Origin of the sequence: Thioalkalivibrio sp. ALJ4 (genome assembly GCF_000377225.1) — a bacterium.
In the GTDB taxonomy this organism is placed as follows: Bacteria; Pseudomonadota; Gammaproteobacteria; order Ectothiorhodospirales; family Ectothiorhodospiraceae; genus Thioalkalivibrio.
The window spans coordinates 195,530-211,840 of record NZ_KB897920.1 but is presented as its reverse complement, the minus strand read 5'-3'; the positions used below and the strand labels follow the sequence as shown (position 1 = coordinate 211,840).

General features: G+C 64.3%; 17 protein-coding genes. All 17 read left to right on the top strand.

Annotated elements, in window-relative coordinates; all coding sequences use genetic code 11:
• Window positions 1-87 precede the first annotated feature (87 nt).
• The 17 genes from C936_RS0112480 (at window position 88) to C936_RS0112400 (ending at window position 16,287) form a co-directional block, all read left to right on the top strand.
• On the top strand, window positions 88-822 hold the full coding sequence (locus tag C936_RS0112480; RefSeq protein WP_018174422.1) for a TetR/AcrR family transcriptional regulator: 735 nt from the start codon (window positions 88-90) through the stop codon (window positions 820-822).
• A complete protein-coding gene (locus tag C936_RS0112475; protein ID WP_018138852.1) occupies window positions 819-1,931 on the top strand; it encodes an efflux RND transporter periplasmic adaptor subunit in 1,113 nt (370 codons plus the stop codon). The genes C936_RS0112480 and C936_RS0112475 overlap by 4 nt, the downstream gene beginning before the upstream one ends.
• Before the next feature lie 14 nt (window positions 1,932-1,945).
• A complete protein-coding gene (locus C936_RS0112470) occupies window positions 1,946-5,047 on the top strand; it encodes an efflux RND transporter permease subunit (RefSeq protein WP_018174423.1) in 3,102 nt (1,033 codons plus the stop codon).
• A gap of 300 nt (window positions 5,048-5,347) precedes the next feature.
• The gene (locus C936_RS0112465; RefSeq protein ID WP_012982269.1) at window positions 5,348-6,769 is read left to right on the top strand and encodes a form I ribulose bisphosphate carboxylase large subunit; all 1,422 of its coding nucleotides are present in this window, start codon (window positions 5,348-5,350) and stop codon (window positions 6,767-6,769) included.
• Window positions 6,770-6,838: 69 nt separating this feature from the next.
• Window positions 6,839-7,171: a ribulose bisphosphate carboxylase small subunit gene (locus tag C936_RS0112460; RefSeq protein WP_018138850.1), complete on the top strand. Its 333-nt coding sequence runs from the start codon at window positions 6,839-6,841 to the stop codon at window positions 7,169-7,171.
• A gap of 161 nt (window positions 7,172-7,332) precedes the next feature.
• Window positions 7,333-10,272, top strand: coding sequence for a CsoS2 family carboxysome shell protein (locus tag C936_RS0112455; RefSeq protein WP_018649347.1), 2,940 nt, complete (start codon window positions 7,333-7,335; stop codon window positions 10,270-10,272).
• Window positions 10,273-10,454: 182 nt separating this feature from the next.
• Window positions 10,455-11,870: a carboxysome shell carbonic anhydrase gene (locus C936_RS0112450; protein WP_018138848.1), complete on the top strand. Its 1,416-nt coding sequence runs from the start codon at window positions 10,455-10,457 to the stop codon at window positions 11,868-11,870.
• Window positions 11,871-11,886: 16 nt separating this feature from the next.
• Window positions 11,887-12,138, top strand: a complete 252-nt coding sequence (locus tag C936_RS0112445) for a carboxysome peptide A (protein ID WP_012982273.1) — start codon at window positions 11,887-11,889, stop codon at window positions 12,136-12,138.
• A gap of 4 nt (window positions 12,139-12,142) precedes the next feature.
• Window positions 12,143-12,475, top strand: coding sequence for a carboxysome peptide B (locus tag C936_RS0112440; protein WP_018138847.1), 333 nt, complete (start codon window positions 12,143-12,145; stop codon window positions 12,473-12,475).
• 44 nt (window positions 12,476-12,519) lie between these two features.
• Window positions 12,520-12,819, top strand: a complete 300-nt coding sequence (locus tag C936_RS0112435; protein ID WP_012982275.1) for a BMC domain-containing protein — start codon at window positions 12,520-12,522, stop codon at window positions 12,817-12,819.
• A gap of 31 nt (window positions 12,820-12,850) precedes the next feature.
• Entirely contained in the window at window positions 12,851-13,144 is a 294-nt protein-coding gene (locus C936_RS0112430) for a BMC domain-containing protein (RefSeq protein ID WP_012982276.1), read from the top strand.
• Window positions 13,145-13,212: 68 nt separating this feature from the next.
• Window positions 13,213-13,527 (top strand): BMC domain-containing protein, encoded by a 315-nt coding sequence (locus C936_RS0112425; protein WP_012982277.1) that lies wholly within the window; start codon window positions 13,213-13,215, stop codon window positions 13,525-13,527.
• Window positions 13,528-13,537: 10 nt separating this feature from the next.
• On the top strand, window positions 13,538-13,963 hold the full coding sequence (locus tag C936_RS0112420) for a bacterioferritin (RefSeq protein ID WP_018138846.1): 426 nt from the start codon (window positions 13,538-13,540) through the stop codon (window positions 13,961-13,963).
• Between the two features lie 32 nt (window positions 13,964-13,995).
• Window positions 13,996-14,277 (top strand): 4a-hydroxytetrahydrobiopterin dehydratase, encoded by a 282-nt coding sequence (locus C936_RS0112415; protein ID WP_018649348.1) that lies wholly within the window; start codon window positions 13,996-13,998, stop codon window positions 14,275-14,277.
• A gap of 64 nt (window positions 14,278-14,341) precedes the next feature.
• Complete coding sequence (gene parA / locus C936_RS0112410) at window positions 14,342-14,977, top strand: ParA family partition ATPase (RefSeq protein ID WP_018138845.1); 636 nt, start codon at window positions 14,342-14,344, stop codon at window positions 14,975-14,977.
• Window positions 14,974-15,402 (top strand): hypothetical protein, encoded by a 429-nt coding sequence (locus tag C936_RS0112405; protein ID WP_018138844.1) that lies wholly within the window; start codon window positions 14,974-14,976, stop codon window positions 15,400-15,402. Before parA ends, C936_RS0112405 begins: the two co-directional genes overlap by 4 nt.
• 81 nt (window positions 15,403-15,483) lie before the next feature.
• Entirely contained in the window at window positions 15,484-16,287 is an 804-nt protein-coding gene (locus C936_RS0112400) for a CbbQ/NirQ/NorQ/GpvN family protein (RefSeq protein ID WP_018174426.1), read from the top strand.
• Window positions 16,288-16,311: the final 24 nt, after the last annotated feature.

Here is a 16,311-nt window from a genome sequence, read left to right as displayed (position 1 = left end):
AGCGGACCGGGGCCTTCTGGGCCCCGTTTTTTTGCTTGTTGAGTGAACGAGGTTCAAACCTTGGTTCCGATTCGGTAGTCTGCGCCGATGGGCACCGAGAATCGAAAGCAGCGCGAGCGCGAGGCGCGCGAGACCCTCTTTGTCGAAAAGGCCCACGAGCTGATCCGCTCGGAGGGCCTTTTGGCGTTGCAGATGTCGCGTCTGGCGGCCGCCTGCGAGTACGCGACCGGCACGCTGTACCAGCATTTCAACTCCAAGGAGGATCTGCTGGCGGCCGTCGCCACCCGGACGACGCGCCAGCGTGCCGAGGTTTTTCGGCACATTCCGCGGCTGCCGCTGGGAACCCGTTCACGAATGCTGGCGATGGTGCTGGCCGATATCGATTTCGCGCAGGCGAATCCGGACTACTATCGATTGACCCAATTCGTGACGACAGAGGTGGTCTGGGCGAGCACGTCGGAGGCGCGGCGGCAGGAGTTGCTTGATGCGGCTCAACCGATCAGCCAGGCGATCAACGCCATCGTGGCCGAGGCGCGGGCGAACAAGGACCTGCCGCCGGCCCAGGAGATGGGCGAGGAAGAGATGGGGCTGGGGCCGTGGGCGCTGAATACCGGGATGCAGGCGCTCGCGAATGCCCAGGGGCTGCTGGATGCCTACGATATCCACCGCCCGTATGAACACTTGATCCGCCACACCCATGCGCTGCTGACCGGCTGGCGCTGGGAGCCGCGAATCGATCCAGACGAACCCTCGGTCGTGCGCGCCGAGACGGAGCGGGTGCGCGCGATCGTGCGCGAGCACATTCCTGAGGCAAATTCATGAGCAAGCGATTCTTCCTGATGCTGCTGGGCGTAGCCCTGGTCCTGGGTGGCATCTTTGGTTTCAAGGCCTTCGTGGATCAGCAGATCGCGGAGTTCTTTGACGAGATGCCGGAGCCGACTGCGACCATCAACGCGGCGACCGTGGAGACCGATCGCTGGGCCCCGCAGCTGCGTGCGGTGGGGGACCTGGAGGCGGTGCAGGGGGCCACGCTGAGTTTCGAGGCACAGGGCATTGTTGACCGCATCCATTTTGCCAATGGGGCCTTCGCCGAGGCGGGCGAGACGCTGGTCGAACTCGACACCGAGCTGGACGAGGCGGAGCTGGAAAGCCTGCGCGCCGAGGCGCAGCTCGCGGCGCGCGAGCTGGAACGGGCGCGGGGCCTGGTGCAGCGCAACGATATTTCCGACTCGGAGTTCCAGCGCCGCGCGACCGAGGCGCAACAGGCCGAGGCGGCGGTCAAGGCACAGGATGCCCGTATTCGCCAGAAGCGTCTGCGGGCGCCCTTTGACGGGCAGCTGGGTATCCGTCAGGTGAACGAGGGCCAGTTTGTCGGCCCGGGCGACCCGATTGTGGTGCTGGAGTCCCTGGACCCGCTGTATGTGAACTTCACGTTGCCCGAACGCCGGTTGGCGAATGTCGAGCTGGGGCAGTCGGTCGAGGTCACCGTCGATGCCTATGGCGAGACCTTCGAGGGACAGATTACCGCGATCGAGCCGCGTGTCCGTGCTGCCTCGCGGATGTTCCGCGTGCAGGCGATGATCACCAACGAGGACCATCGGCTGCGCCCCGGTCAGTTCGCCCGCGTCACGCTGCAGCGTGGCGAGCCGGAGGAGGGGCTGGTGGTCCCGCAGACGGCCATCCGTTTCGCACCCTGGGGCAACTCGGTGTTCGTGATCTTTGAAGACGATGACGGCGACAAGCGTGTGGAGCAGCGCCTGGTGGAGATCGGTGAGCGACGCGGTGACCTGGTGCGCATCGTGGATGGCCTGGAAGAGGGCGACGAGATTGCGGTCAGCGGTCTGCTGAAGCTCCAGAACGATACCCCCGTGAAGATCACGGAGGATGCCCAGCCCGATGCCGAACGCGATCCGCGGCCGGCGAATCGCTGAGCGGGCCCGCGACGATGCGTTTTACCGATCTCTTTATTCAGAAGCCCGTGCTGGCCACTGTGGTCAGCCTGTTCATCCTGCTGTTCGGGGTGCGGGCGGTGTTCGACCTGAACGTGCGCCAGTTCCCCGAAGTGCAGAACGCGGTGGTCACGGTCAGCACCGCCTATATCGGCGCGGATGCGGACCTGGTGCAGGGGTTCATCACCACACCGATGGAGCGCGAGATCGCCGAGGCGGAGGGGATCGACTACATCGTATCCAACAGCCTGCCGGGGATAAGCACGGTGCAGGCGTTTCTGGAGCTGGACTACGATCCGAACCAGGCGCTGACGCAGATCTCCGCCCAGGTGGACAAGATTCGCAGCGATCTGCCATCGGAGGCCGAGGACCCGGTGGTGGATCTCTCCGTGGGTCAGGATGTGGCGGCGATGTACCTGTCGTTCTATTCCGAGCGCCTCTCCAACAATCAGACCACCGACTACCTGATTCGCGAGGTGCAGCCGGAGCTGGCCACCGTCAACGGCGTTCAGCGGGCCGAGATCCTCGGCGATCAGAGCTTTGCGATGCGCGCCTGGCTGGACGCCAATCGCATGGCGGCCTATGGCGTAACCGGGCGCGACGTTCGGTCGGCGCTGGAGGGCAACAATGTCCTCTCCGCGGTGGGGCAGACCAAGGGCTCGATGGTGAGCCTGGACCTGACCGCGGATACCGACCTGCAGACCCCGGAGGCGTTCGAGCAGCTGATCCTGTTCGAGCAGGAGGGCGACCTGGTGCGTCTTGGCGATATCGCCGAGGTGGAGCTGGGGTCGGAGAACTACGACACCTCGGTGCGCTTCAACGGTCAGGCGGCGACGTTCATCGGCATCGAGCTGGCGCCGGATGCCAATGCCCTGGAGGTGATCGCGGATGTACGCGAGATCTTCGAGGAGCGCATCGAGCCGCGCCTGCCCTCCGGGCTGGAGGGCGAGATCGTTTATGACTCCACCGAATACATCGAGAGCGCGATCGACGAGGTGTTGACGACCATCGTGCTGGCGCTGCTGATCGTGCTGGTCGTGATTTATCTGTTTCTTGGCTCGTGGCGCAGTGTGCTGATCCCGGCGGTGGCGGTACCGCTGTCCCTGATCGGGACCTTCATGCTGATGCTCCTGATGGGGTTCTCGCTGAACCTGCTGACGCTGCTGGCGATGGTGCTGGCCATCGGCATCGTGGTCGATGACGCGATCATCATGCTGGAGAACATCTCGCGGCATATCGAGGAGGGCATGTCGCGCATGGACGCGGCGATCCAGGGGGCGCGCGAGCTCGCGTGGCCGATTGTCGCGATGTCGACCACGCTGGTGGCGGTCTTCCTGCCGCTGGGGTTCATCGGCGGCCTGACCGGCACGCTCTTCATCGAGTTTGCGTTTACCCTGGCGGCGACGGTCGTGATCTCGGGGATTGTCGCGATCACGCTGTCGCCAATGATGTGTTCGAAAATCCTGCGCGATGGTTCGGTCGAGCGGCGCGGGCGCATCGAGTCGTGGCTGGACGCGCGCTTTGACAGCCTGCGCGAGCGCTATCGCCGACGGCTGCACGGGGCACTGAATGACCGCTTCACCGTCGCCGCCTTCGGCGCCATCGTGCTGGTGTCCTGCTACTTCCTGTTCGTGACTTCGCAGACCGAGCTGGAGCCGCAGGAGGACCAGGGTTTCGCCTTCTCGATCATGGAAGGCGATGCCTACATGGGGATCGATTACCTGGAGCGCAACACCGCGCTGACCGACGGCTTTTTCGACCGCATCCCCGAGCTCGACAACATCTTTATCGTGAACGGCTTTGGCGGCGGGCCCGGTATGGCCGGGGCGGCCAACCAGGCCCTGGGCGGTTTCGTTATGGCGCCCTGGGATCAGCGTGACCGAACGACCGCCAAGATCCTGGAAGAGGACCTGCAGCCGGCGCTGGAAGGGCTGCCAGGGCTCGAGGTGTTCGCGATCCAGCCGCCGCAGCTGCCGACCCCGGGGCAGGGCGCGCCGGTCAGCGTTGTGTTCGGCTCCACCAGCTCGTTCGAGGAGTTGAACGAGCTGAGTCAGGAGATCAAGGACCGGGCGATGGAGACGGGTCGGTTCATCTTCCTCGATACCGATCTCAACTTCGACCAGCCACGGGTGGATCTGAAGATTGACCGCGAGCGTGCCTCGCAGCTTGGCATCGACATGGCGACGCTGAATGCCGATCTGGCGACGTATCTCTCCGGCGGGTTCGCCGGGCGGTTTGCGATGGAGAACCGCAGTTATCGCGTGATCCCGCAGGTCCAGCGTTCCGACCGCCTGACGCCGGAGCAGCTTGAGGAGCTGTACACGCGCACCGCGGACGGCGAGCCGATACCGTTGTCCAGCATCGTGACGCTGGAAGAGACGGTCACGCCGCGCCAGCTCAACCGCTTCCAGCAGCTGAACGCGGTGACCCTGCAGGGGGTGCCACGGCCCGGCGTCACCCTCGGGGAGGCGCTGGACATCATCGACCGGATTGCCGCCGAGGTGCTGCCGCCCGATGTGAACGTGGACTATGCCGGCGAGTCGCGGCAGCTGAAGGCCGAGGGTGGGGATCTGGTCGTCACGTTCTTCTTCGCGCTGGTCGTGATCTTCCTGGTGCTGGCCGCGCAGTTCGAGTCGTTCCGTGATCCCTTGATCATTCTGACCACGGTGCCGATGTCGATCGCTGGCGCCCTGATCTTTATCAGCCTGGGTGTGACCTCGCTGAACATCTATACACAGGTGGGTCTGCTGACCCTGATCGGGCTGATCGCCAAGCACGGCATCCTGATCGTGGAGTTCGCCAACCAGTTGCAGCGTCAGGGGCGCCCCTTGCGCGATGCGATCGAGGAGGCGGCCAGCCTGCGTCTGCGGCCCATCCTGATGACGACCACGGCGACCGTGGTGGCGATGGTGCCGCTGCTGATGGCGACCGGTGCTGGTGCCGGCTCGCGCTTCGCAATGGGCCTGGTGATTGCGGCGGGCATGGCGATCGGCACGTTGTTCACGCTCTTCGTGGTCCCGGCCATCTATACCTATGTGGCGCGCGATCACTACGCCGACACGCTGGAGGCGCAGGAGGCCGATGCGGGTCCTGCCTGATCGTCGGTGCGCGCGCCCCGGCAGAGGGGCGCGGGCTCCGATCACGCTGTGGTCTAAAGAGCATGCATTGACTGCGGTCATGGACTACAATCAGCGACCGCATTCCCCGCTGAGGCTGCCGAGCAGGCGCCGGGCGCTGATGCGAACAGAACCCCCATGCCGCTCCGCGGAACTCTGCGGACCGGTCTTTCTATAAACGAAAGTCTATTGGTCGTATCTAGATTATTTATTTGTTATTAGCAGTGCACCTTCCTAATCTAGGCGACCGTCACGATTAACCAACGCGTAGGAGAAAGCCACATGGCCGCCAAGAAGTACTCCGCGGGCGTCAAGGATTACCGCGAAACCTACTGGATGCCGGAATACATGCCGCTGGATACCGATCTGCTGGCATGTTTCAAGATCACCCCGCAGCCGGGCATTGACCGCGAAGAAGCCGCGGCCGCCGTGGCCGCCGAGTCCTCCACCGGTACCTGGACCACGGTGTGGACCGACCTCCTGACGGATATGGACTACTACAAGGGCCGTGCCTACTCCATTGAGGACGTGCCGGGTGACGACGAGTCCTTCTACGCGTTCATCGCCTACCCGATCGACCTGTTCGAAGAAGGTTCGATGGTGAACGTGTTCACCTCCCTGGTCGGTAACGTGTTCGGCTTCAAGGCCATCCGTGCCCTGCGTCTGGAAGACGTGCGCTTCCCGATGGCCTACGTGAAGACCTGCGGTGGTCCGCCCTCCGGTATCCAGGTTGAGCGTGACAAGCTGAACAAGTACGGCCGTCCGATGCTGGGCTGCACCATCAAGCCGAAGCTGGGTCTGTCCGCGAAGAACTACGGCCGCGCCGTGTACGAGTGCCTGCGTGGCGGCCTCGACTTCACCAAGGACGACGAGAACATCAACTCGCAGCCGTTCATGCGCTGGCGTGACCGCTTCGAGTTCGTGCAGGAAGCGACCGAAAAGGCCGAGGCCGAAACCGGCGAGCGCAAGGGTCACTACCTGAACGTCACCGCGCCGACCCCGGAAGAGATGTACAAGCGTGCCGAGTTCGCCAAGGAAATTGGCGCGCCGATCATCATGCACGACTACATCACCGGCGGCTTCTGCGCCAACACGGGTCTGGCCAACTGGTGCCGCGACAACGGCGTGCTGCTGCACATCCACCGTGCGATGCACGCGGTGCTCGACCGTCATCCGAAGCACGGTATCCACTTCCGTGTGCTGGCGAAGATCCTGCGTCTGTCCGGTGGTGACCACCTGCACACCGGCACCGTGGTCGGCAAGCTGGAAGGCGACCGTGCCGCGACCCTGGGCTGGATCGACCTGCTGCGTGAATCCTTCATCCCGGAAGACCGCTCGCGCGGCATCTTCTTTGATCAGGATTGGGGCTCCATGCCGGGCGTGTTCGCCGTGGCCTCTGGTGGTATCCACGTCTGGCACATGCCGGCCCTGGTCTCCATCTTCGGCGACGACTCCGTGCTCCAGTTCGGCGGCGGTACGCTGGGCCATCCGTGGGGTAACGCCCCGGGTGCGGCGGCCAACCGTGTGGCGCTGGAAGCCTGTGTCCAGGCGCGTAACGAAGGTCGGGACATCGAGAAGGAAGGCAAGGACATCCTGACTCAGGCGGCGCAGCACAGCCCCGAACTGAAGATCGCCATGGAAACGTGGAAAGAGATCAAGTTCGAGTTCGACACCGTCGACAAGCTGGATACCCAGCACAAGTGATCGTCCGAGCGCGGGCGGCGCTAGTGCGCCGTCCGTGCCCAGAAAGAACCAGAGCACAGGACTACCGACATGTCTGATATCCAGAACTTCAAGCAGTCGCAGAAGTACGAGACCTTCTCCTATCTGCCGGAGATGAATGCCGACCAGGTGCGCAAGCAGATCGAATACTGCCTCGCGCAGGGCTGGAACCCGGCGATCGAGTACAGCGAAAAAGAAAACGCCATGGCCCACTACTGGTACATGTGGAAGCTGCCCTTCTTTGGCGAGCAGTCCGTGGAAGCGGTGCTGTCCGAGATTGAAGAATGCCGCCGTGCCAACCCGGGCATGATGGTGCGCTTCATTGCGTACGATAACTACGCCCAGAGTCAGGGCATGGCCTTCGTGGTCGACCGCGGTCGCTAAGACCCCGGTTCGGTGGAGGCCGGGTGCCTGTGGCACCCGGCCCGTCCATCAAGCGTTATTACCGTTGCTGCCGCCAACTGTAAGGAAGTGCCATGAGTAATCCGACATCCGCGTCTGAAGGTCTCTCGGGTCGCGAACTCGCCCGGGAACGGCGCAAGGCCATGTCTCATAATGGCAAGGCTGCCGTGAAGCCGACCGGCCAAACCAAGGGAACGTCGCGTTCTGCCGCGGCCGCGCAAAAGGCGCGCCAGGCTCAGCGTGTTTCCGAACCGGCCCCCCAGGCGCGGGAGCCGGAGTCGCACTCCAGCGAATCTCAGCCGTCGACCTCGTTCGAGGTCGGCAGCAGCGCACCTGCGCGCCGTCCGGAACCGGGCGCGCACGCCGGTGCGTCGAACGGCCGCCAGGCCGCTCTTGAGCGCCGCCAGAAGATGGCGCGCCAGGGCAAGAAGGCGGTCGGTCGCTCCAATACCCGTGCGCGGGCCCTCGGCGGTTTGGCCCGTGGCGGTTCCGACCGGTCGCGTCAGCTTGAAGCGCTGTCGCAGAACCAGGGTATGGAAATCGACTGTTCCAACATGAGCGGGCGCGAAATCTGCCGCCTGCGCCGTCAGGCCCTGGCGACCGATGGCAAAAAGGCCATGGCGGCCGAGCCGCGCCGTGAAGACCTGCTGAAAGGCGAGGGTTCCTTCGCGCCGTCTGCACAGGAAGAGAAAAAGGGCTGTGGCTGTGGCTGCAAGGACGAGAAGTCCGAGCGCAACGACACCTATAGCGCGGTGACCCCCGAAAGCGACACCGTCGTGGAAAGTGGCCTTGACCAGTTGTGCGACAAGGTGGAGTCCGGTGGCGAGTCCGCGGGTCCGCATCCGGTGATCTCCGAGGTCCGCGCGATCTGCATGGCGCGCCGCGAGGCGATGGCACAGAACGGCAAGCGTGCGACCAAGCGCCGTTTCAACGGCTCCAAGGGCCGCGGTGCCATGCCGCAGGAAGGCGCGTGGAAGGCTGCGAAACGCAAGGGTATGTCCACTCGCGAGGTAGCACGCCAGCGTCGTGAAGAGCTGTGCACGATTGGTCGCGGTTCTTCGGATCCGGGTCGTCCCTGTGGTCGTCCCCGTGGTCAGACGAGCGAAGCACCGCCGAAGGTGGAAGAGGGCACGACCCTCGCCGGTGGTCACATTAGCGGCACGCAAGTCGAGTCGACGCGCAGCGTCACCGGCGCCGAAGCGGGCAGCTGCTCCAACATTACCGGGACCGAGTACCTGGGCCTCGAGCACTACGAGCGCTACTGCGATGTGCGCCCGAGTGCCAACCCGGCCAAGGTGGGGCACTCCCACACCAGCCGCGGCCAGGAAGTCAGTGGTACCGAGGTCGGGCGCTCTGCCCGTGTAACGGGGGACGAGTCCGGCTCTTGCGAAGCGATCACCGGCACCGAGTACCTGAGCAGCGAGCAGTACGAAGGCTTCTGCGGCACCCGTGCGCCGAACAGCGCGCCGCGCACCAGCGTGATGGTGACCCGTCATGGCGAGGGTGTGTCGGGTACGAGCGTCGGCCGTAGCCCGCGTGTCACCGGTGACGAGTCGGGCTCCTGCCGCGACATCACCGGTACCGAGTACCTAAATACGCAGGCGAGCGAGGTTCCGTGTAACACGGGAAAGTCCAACGGAGCGCCGATGAAGGTCGGCGTCATGCATACGCTTCGCGGTCGTGAATTGACCGGGACAGAAGTCGGGCGCTCCTCGCGTGTCACCGGTGACGAGTACGGCAGCTGCAAGCCGGTCACCGGGACCGAATACATCGGTACGGAACAGTTCAAGGGCATGTGCGGTACCCGCCCGGAGCCGACGCCGGCCAAGGTGCAGGAGCTGCACACGATGGAAGACCAGAGCGTGACGGGTACGGCCGTGGGCCGCAGCTCGAAGGTGACGGGTGACGAGTCCGGATCCTGCCGCCCCCTGACGGGTACCCCGTACTACAACCAGGCGGATTTCGGTGACCTGTGTGACCGTCCGGCCGCCGGTGGTGTGCCGAAGGTGGGCGTGATGCACACGCTGCGGGGTCGGGAAGTCTCCGGCACGCAGGTGGATAGCTCGCTGCGCGTGACCGGTGACGAATACGGCGGCTGCAAGCCGATCACCGGTACCGAGTATGTCGGGTCCGAGCATTACGACGCCTTCTGTGGCTCCCGTCCGCAGGCCGGCCCGGAAAAAGTCTCCGTGAGCCGCACCTGGAACCAGCAGAACGTCTCGGGTACGTCCGTGGGCCGCTCGGCACGGGTCACCGGTGACGAGTACGGTGCGTGCAAACCGGTTTCTGGCACGCCCTACATCGGCGCTGACCAGTACGAGGCTTATTGCGAGCCGCGTGATATGCAGACGGCGCACACCCGCGTGGCCGAACGCCATGCGACGCCGGGGCATCCGGTTTCCGGGAGCCAGCCGGGTTATGACGAGCGCGTGACGGGCACCGAACGCGGTGCATGTCAGGACGTGTCCGGTGCGCCGTATGTCGGGGCGAACGAATTTGCCGCGACCTGTCCGACGGCCGCTGGCAGCTTGCACCCGCGTCTGCGTCCGGAAGGCCAGGCCGCAGTAGCCGCACCGGTGGCCGACGTGCCGGCGCAGGCGATGCCGAATGACGGCTTCAGTGTTCAAAGCCCGGCCCGCGAAGCCTTGGCGCGCCGCGAGCGTCGTGTGACCGGTACTGCATACGGTGCCTCGGGTGGCATTACCGGGCCGATCAACAAGGCGACGGGCCTGGTGTCCGGGACCGAGGAGTTCCGCTATCAGCCGGATCGTCACCAGCCGGTACCGGCTCAGGCTGAAGATGTGGCCAAGATTGGTGCCGAACGTGTGACCGTTAACGGGAGCAGCAACGGTGTGACCATCACGGGCGATGACTGGGCCCGTGGAAGCAGCGTCACCGGCACCGAAGGGTTCGCCACGCGTCGTAACGCGACGCAAAAGGGCAACCCGCGTGGTGAAGGCCGTAGTGCCTATGCCAATCGTGAGCTCGAGCGCAAGGAAGTGCCGATGAGCAAGATCACCGGTTCCTCCGGGAATAGTGGCAGCGGTTCGCTGGTGACCCTGTCCGGCGGTGCCCGCGGCTAAGCGGCGAGTAAGGAGGCAATACGACCACGATGGTGCGCCGAGGCCGCCGCAAGACTTCCGCCTTTGGCACGCGTTACGCGACGCCACGGGGAAGTGCCGTCCGGTCGCCGGTGGCACAAGGGGCGAATTCGGCGGCTGCGCAACCTCTGGTTAGCGCAGTGCCGCCGAAGGCGCCGGCGCCGATGGACGTGCCTTCTGTGCTGAAGCCCGGGCATCCGCTGGCGGATGTCGCCGACAACGAACGGCTGTACGCGTTCGAGAGTGGGTTTCGCGATCGCTTCGCGAATCTGGTGCCAGTACTGAAAGAGGTCCATGCGCTGCAACACGAGCGGGACTTCGAGGAAAAGGCGCAACGGATTGTCGAGGATAACCTCGGGTATCGGTTGCCGGAACGCGTCCTGGAGGATGCGTGGATCAACGATCTGGACACGCGCGAACTGTACCTGCACGGCACGTTCGAGCTGTTTGATCAGCTGGTCAATGAATACTGGGCGGGTCGGGATGACCTGGTGGACGAGGCGGAACGCGCGATTGCGTACTTCCTCGACTGCGATTTCCACGAAGTGGACATCTCGCCCTGTTCCGACGGGCGGCTGTTGAGCCTGCGGCGTTTTATTCTGCGCCTGCCGGATCTGGCTGTTCGGGTTAAGAGTTATGCCGGTGCGCAGTTCGACATCGAAGAGGATGTCCGCCACTGGACGAAACGCGAGCTGTTGCGGTTCCGCGAAGGACGGCCGACCACGGCGGATGTGCCGAGTCGATACCTGAAGATCGCGGCGTACCACTACAGCAGTGCGGACCCGCACCATCAGGGGTGCGCGGCGCACGGCAACAGTGAGCGGGACGCGGCGGATGCCGCTCTCCGGCAGCTGCGGGCGTTTCGTCAGGCGATCGAGAACACCTACTGCTGTGGGGCCTCGGTCGATACGCTGCTGATTGGCGTGGATACGGATACGGATGCCGTGAAGATCCATATCCCGGACGCCGACACGCGGATGAGTCTGTACCGCTTCGTGGATAGCGCGAAGGTGTACCGGGAGACGCAGGACCTGGATGGCCGTGACGCGGAACTGCGCGTGTATCAGGCGATCCAGGACGCGATCCACCAGCAAGGCTGGGGTCACGGCAACGGTGGGCCGCACGAGGGGATGCTTCGGCTGATCTCGCGGCTGTTGCTGAACAATATTTCGCAGCTCGATTACGTGGCGCGCTACCACAACGGGCATTACGCCGATGTGGGGCACCGCGAGCGGGTGATCATCGTCGGCCAGGAAGTCGAGGAGATGCAGGTACGCAACTTTGCCTACTTCGCGCACCTGGAAACGATGGAAGAAGGCGCCCACGGGATGGATGTGGGGGTGAACAAGATCTTTCGGCAGCTGAATGTCGAGCGGGGCCTGCCGGTACCGGTGGTGATCCATTACCGCTACGACCGCAAGGTGCCGGGATCGCGCGAGCGGGTCGAGGCCCGCTGCCGGCGGATCCGCGACCAGATCATGGCGCGCTATCGCGAACTGGCCGAAAAGGGCCTAATCGGGTGCCACATGGTGATTCGCGACAAGCGCAGCGGCAGCCAGTTGGAACCGCTCGCCGGTTGAGCTAACGGGACACGGAATGAAGATCTGCAAGGTAGAGAAGACGCTGGTTTCGACCAACCGGATCCGGGATCTGGGTCACCGTCCCTTGCTGGTGGTCCAGGAGAAGGCCGGGGGTCCGCGCACGGTCGCGGTGGACGCGGTCGGTTGTGTGCCCGGGGACTGGGTGATCGTGGTCGGATCGTCCGCGGCGCGCGAGGCGGCCGGCAGCAAGGAATACCCCAGTGACGCGACGATCGTCGGGATCATCGATTACTGGGAGGAGCAGTAGCTCCATGGAAATTATGCAGGTGCAGGACGAACTGGTGGTCACGCGTCGTGTGGACGGCCTTCAGACCATGTCGCTGCGCGTGCTGGTGGATCAAAAGGGTGCGCTCAGCGTCGCCGTGGATCCAGTGGGTGCGCACCCGGGCAATTGGGTGTTCACGATCTCTGGATCGGCCGCGCGCTACGCGCTCGATGACCCCAAGGTGACAACCGATCTGACGATCGGCGGCATCATCGACCAGTGGGACGATGGTGGCAGGAAAGCGGAAGGGTCGACGAACAAGGCTGGACAAGACCAGACCGATGCACAGCGCTCTGCTGGTACCCACAAGGCGGCTTGAGCGTCATTTTAATTGGAAAAACTGTAACTCCAGGAGAAAGAGAAATGGCAACTGAACGTTTTGGTGTGGCGCTGGGCATGATCGAGACCCGTGGTCTGGTGCCGGCGATTGAAGCCGCTGATGCAATGACCAAGGCCTCTGAAGTGCGCCTGATTGGTCGCCAGTTTGTCGGTGGTGGCTACGTGACCGTGCTGGTCCGTGGCGAGACCGGTGCCGTGAACGCCGCCGTGCGTGCCGGTGCGGATTCCTGCGAGCGTGTGGGTGACGGCCTGGTGGCTGCGCACATCATTGCCCGCGTGCATTCCGAAGTGGAAAGCATCCTGCCCGAGCAGGTTGAAAAGTAATTCATCAGTAACGCTTGATAGGAGTTAAGTAATGGCTAGCGAAAACTTTGGTGTGGCCCTCGGCATGATCGAGACCCGTGGTCTGGTCCCGGCGATTGAAGCTGCCGATGCGATGACCAAGGCCTCGGAAGTGCGCCTGATCGGTCGTCAGTTCGTCGGTGGCGGTTACGTGACCGTTCTGGTGCGTGGCGAGACCGGCGCTGTGAACGCTGCGGTGCGTGCCGGCGCGGATTCCTGCGAGCGTGTGGGTGACGGCCTGGTGGCTGCGCACATCATTGCCCGTGTGCATTCCGAGGTGGAAAACATCCTCCCGGAAAAGCCGTAATTCCCTGCGGCGGATAAACGCCGCCGTGGCTGATCGGCCCGGCGGCCCGTTTGTAAAAGAGGTTAGCAATGGCGAGCGAAATTTCTGGTGTGGCCCTGGGCATGATCGAGACCCGTGGTCTGGTGCCGGCAATTGAAGCGGCGGATGCGATGACCAAGGCCTCGGAAGTGCGCCTGATCGGTCGTCAGTTCGTCGGTGGTGGCTACGTGACGGTTCTGGTGCGTGGCGAGACCGGTGCCGTGAATGCGGCGGTGCGTGCCGGTGCGGATTCCTGCGAGCGTGTGGGCGACGGCCTGGTGGCTGCGCACATCATTGCCCGTGTCCACTCCGAAGTGGAAAGCATCCTGCCGAAGGCCCCGACGGCCGACGGCTCGGCCAGCTGAGGCAACCTCGATGGCGGATCCGCGGATCGTGGGTTACCTGAACCGCGCGGTGGCGCATGAGCTGTCCGCGGTTCAGCAGTATCTGGCCCAGGCGCGATTGACCGCGATGTGGGGCATGAGCGATGTCAGCGAATGCCTGCGTCGGGACGCCCAGGAGGAACTGGACCATGCGGATCGATTCATGACCCGCATGTTTCACCATGGGGTTGCCCCCAACGGGAGCCAGCTGGCACCCGTGCGGCTGGGGCGCTCGATGGCCGAATTGCTGGAGCGCAACCGCGAACTGGAGATGGAAGCCGTGCGCCTGTATGACGAGGCGGCGGTCTACTGTCGGCGCGTGGGTGCGGTGGCCGATGCCGAGTTGTTCGAGAGGATCCTCGAGGAAGAACTCGAACATGTGCGCGAGATCGACGCACAGGAAGTCGCGGCCCGCTAGGGGTACGCCTGTCCAACGTTCTGGAGTAGTACATGGCGGATAGCGATCTCGTGGTGCCGGCCGGCTGGGAGCCGGGCAAGGGCTCCTCGGCGACCATCAGCAAGCAGTTCACCTTCGACCGTTACGGCATCACGCGCGAGTTTCTCGATCGGGTAGCCGAGTTGTCGGAGGAGGATGGCTATCATCCCAATATCAGTTTCGGTACGACGTATGTGAACATCACCATTGATGCGCGCGACGGCGACCGGATTGGCGAGGGGGATCAGCGTTTCGCGCAAGAGGTGGATCGGCTGGCCAGCGAAACGACTGGCTGACCGACCATCACGTCAGAGTCCACGAACTGGACCCGTCCGGTTCCTGGCCCTAGGAGGCTGATACGTGGGTTCCCGGGTATTCGCGGTAGTCAATCAGAAGGGGGGTACCGGCAAGACCACCCTCTCCATGAACCTCGCCGCCGGTCTGGCGCGCCGAGGACGCACCCTGGTGGTCGATGCGGATCCGCAGGGATCGGCCGGCCAGTGGGCGCGCATGTCCTCGGACGACCGTCCCTTTCCGGCCTCCGTGTTCGCCGTCGCGGGTCCGCTGGATCGCGAACTCAAGGCGCTGCGCAAGGATTACGATCACATCGTGGTGGACTGCCCGCCGACCCTGGAGGGTGGTGCGGTGACTGCCGCGCTCGCGGGCTCGGATGTCGTGTTGATCCCTGTTCTGCCATCCCCCGTTGATCTTTGGGGCAGTGTGCGGATGGGGCGCGGTCTGGAGGAGGCGCAGATGAAGAACCGGTCGCTGCGCCCCTATGTCGTGATCAACCAGCTCGAGGTCCGCAGTGCGCTGTCGCGTGCGATGAAGCATGCACTGATGGAGATCGACATCCCCGCCCTGGAGCAGTCGCTCCGCCGGCGGGCCATCTACCGGCGTTCCGCGCTGGAAGGCTGTTCCGTGTACGACCTGGGCAAACCGGGCGAACCGGCGGCCGAGGAGATCGAAGCCATCATCGAGGAGGTGTCGCAATGAGCAATCTGCAAGACAAGCTGGCGGCCGGTGTGCGCAGCGCCCGGGAAGACCAGAACAAGGACAGCAATGCTGCGTCGGATAACGCGCTGAAGAAAGACACCAGCACGACCCCTGCGAGCGCGCAAACGCATCAGGCGGCCAGCACCAAGGCAGCCGCAACGAAAAAGGCCGCGACGCCCAAAAGCACGGCGCGCAAGACGGCGACCCGCAAGGCCTCTACGACCAAGCGCAAGGCCCCGGCCAAAAAGCCGGCCGCACAGGCCACACGCAAGACGTCCGCCACGAAGCCGGCGGCCAAGAAGTCCAGCGGCTCTGGCGCCAGCCGCGGAGGTCGCACCACCGCCGAGCTCAATCCGGGCAAGGCGAAGGCGACGGCCGACGAGCCGTGGAAGAACCTGCACCCGAATCGTATCTGGCCGGACTGAGTCAGGGCGTTTCGGGGCCGGGGCTGGGCGGGGTGCTGGGCATCCCGTCCCCCGGCCTTTTTTGATTGAGGAGTCTGGGCAATGCAAGACGATCTGCGCGATCACCTGATCACGGAAGAGCCGTATTACCAGCCGGTCGCGGACGAGATCGAGCTGTACGAGGCGGCGTATTCGGTGCGCATGCCGATGATGCTGAAGGGGCCGACGGGCTGCGGGAAGACCCGCTTCGTCGAGCACATGGCCTGGAAGCTCGGCAAGCCGCTGATTACGGTCGCCTGTAACGAGGACATGACGGCTTCCGATCTGGTCGGGCGTTATCTGCTCGATGCCGATGGCACGCGCTGGCAGGACGGTCCGTTGACCCTGGCCGCGCGCCACGGGGCGATCTGCTACCTCGACGAGATTGTCGAGGCCCGGCAGGACACCACGGTAGTGATCCACCCGTTGACCGACAATCGCCGCGTGCTGCCGCTGGAAAAGAAGGGCGAGATGGTCCAGGCGCACGCGGATTTCCAGGTCGTCATTTCCTACAACCCGGGTTATCAGAGCCTGATGAAGGATCTGAAGCAGTCGACCAAGCAGCGCTTCGGCGCGCTGGATTTCGACTACCCGGATCACGAGACCGAGGCGAAGATCGTCGCTCACGAGGGCAAGATCAACGAGGAGATGGCCGGCAAGCTGGTCAGCGTGGCCGAGCGCGCGCGCAACCTGAAGGGCCATGGCCTGGACGAGGGCATCTCCACCCGCATGCTGGTCTACGCCGGCTCGCTGATCGCCAAGGGCGTGGAGCCGCTAGGCGCCTGCCGCATGGCACTCGTGCGGCCGATCACCGACGATCCGGACATGCGCGACGCGCTGGATTCGGCCGTCACCACGTTCTTCTAGCGCACCGCGCGGCGTACCCGTACC

What these genes read in the sequence shown, in the direction of transcription:
- C936_RS0112440 (WP_018138847.1), top strand. Translation starts at nt 12,143, where the DNA reads ATGGAAATTATGCAGGTGCAGGACGAACTGGTGGTCACGCGTCGTGTG.
- C936_RS0112470 (WP_018174423.1), top strand. Translation starts at nt 1,946, where the DNA reads ATGCGTTTTACCGATCTCTTTATTCAGAAGCCCGTGCTGGCCACTGTG.
- C936_RS0112450 (WP_018138848.1), top strand. Translation starts at nt 10,455, where the DNA reads ATGGACGTGCCTTCTGTGCTGAAGCCCGGGCATCCGCTGGCGGATGTC.
- C936_RS0112455 (WP_018649347.1), top strand. Translation starts at nt 7,333, where the DNA reads ATGTCTCATAATGGCAAGGCTGCCGTGAAGCCGACCGGCCAAACCAAG.
- C936_RS0112405 (WP_018138844.1), top strand. Translation starts at nt 14,974, where the DNA reads ATGAGCAATCTGCAAGACAAGCTGGCGGCCGGTGTGCGCAGCGCCCGG.
- C936_RS0112430 (WP_012982276.1), top strand. Translation starts at nt 12,851, where the DNA reads ATGGCTAGCGAAAACTTTGGTGTGGCCCTCGGCATGATCGAGACCCGT.
- C936_RS0112445 (WP_012982273.1), top strand. Translation starts at nt 11,887, where the DNA reads ATGAAGATCTGCAAGGTAGAGAAGACGCTGGTTTCGACCAACCGGATC.
- C936_RS0112400 (WP_018174426.1), top strand. Translation starts at nt 15,484, where the DNA reads ATGCAAGACGATCTGCGCGATCACCTGATCACGGAAGAGCCGTATTAC.
- C936_RS0112435 (WP_012982275.1), top strand. Translation starts at nt 12,520, where the DNA reads ATGGCAACTGAACGTTTTGGTGTGGCGCTGGGCATGATCGAGACCCGT.
- C936_RS0112475 (WP_018138852.1), top strand. Translation starts at nt 819, where the DNA reads ATGAGCAAGCGATTCTTCCTGATGCTGCTGGGCGTAGCCCTGGTCCTG.
- C936_RS0112420 (WP_018138846.1), top strand. Translation starts at nt 13,538, where the DNA reads ATGGCGGATCCGCGGATCGTGGGTTACCTGAACCGCGCGGTGGCGCAT.
- C936_RS0112425 (WP_012982277.1), top strand. Translation starts at nt 13,213, where the DNA reads ATGGCGAGCGAAATTTCTGGTGTGGCCCTGGGCATGATCGAGACCCGT.
- C936_RS0112465 (WP_012982269.1), top strand. Translation starts at nt 5,348, where the DNA reads ATGGCCGCCAAGAAGTACTCCGCGGGCGTCAAGGATTACCGCGAAACC.
- C936_RS0112480 (WP_018174422.1), top strand. Translation starts at nt 88, where the DNA reads ATGGGCACCGAGAATCGAAAGCAGCGCGAGCGCGAGGCGCGCGAGACC.
- C936_RS0112460 (WP_018138850.1), top strand. Translation starts at nt 6,839, where the DNA reads ATGTCTGATATCCAGAACTTCAAGCAGTCGCAGAAGTACGAGACCTTC.
- C936_RS0112415 (WP_018649348.1), top strand. Translation starts at nt 13,996, where the DNA reads ATGGCGGATAGCGATCTCGTGGTGCCGGCCGGCTGGGAGCCGGGCAAG.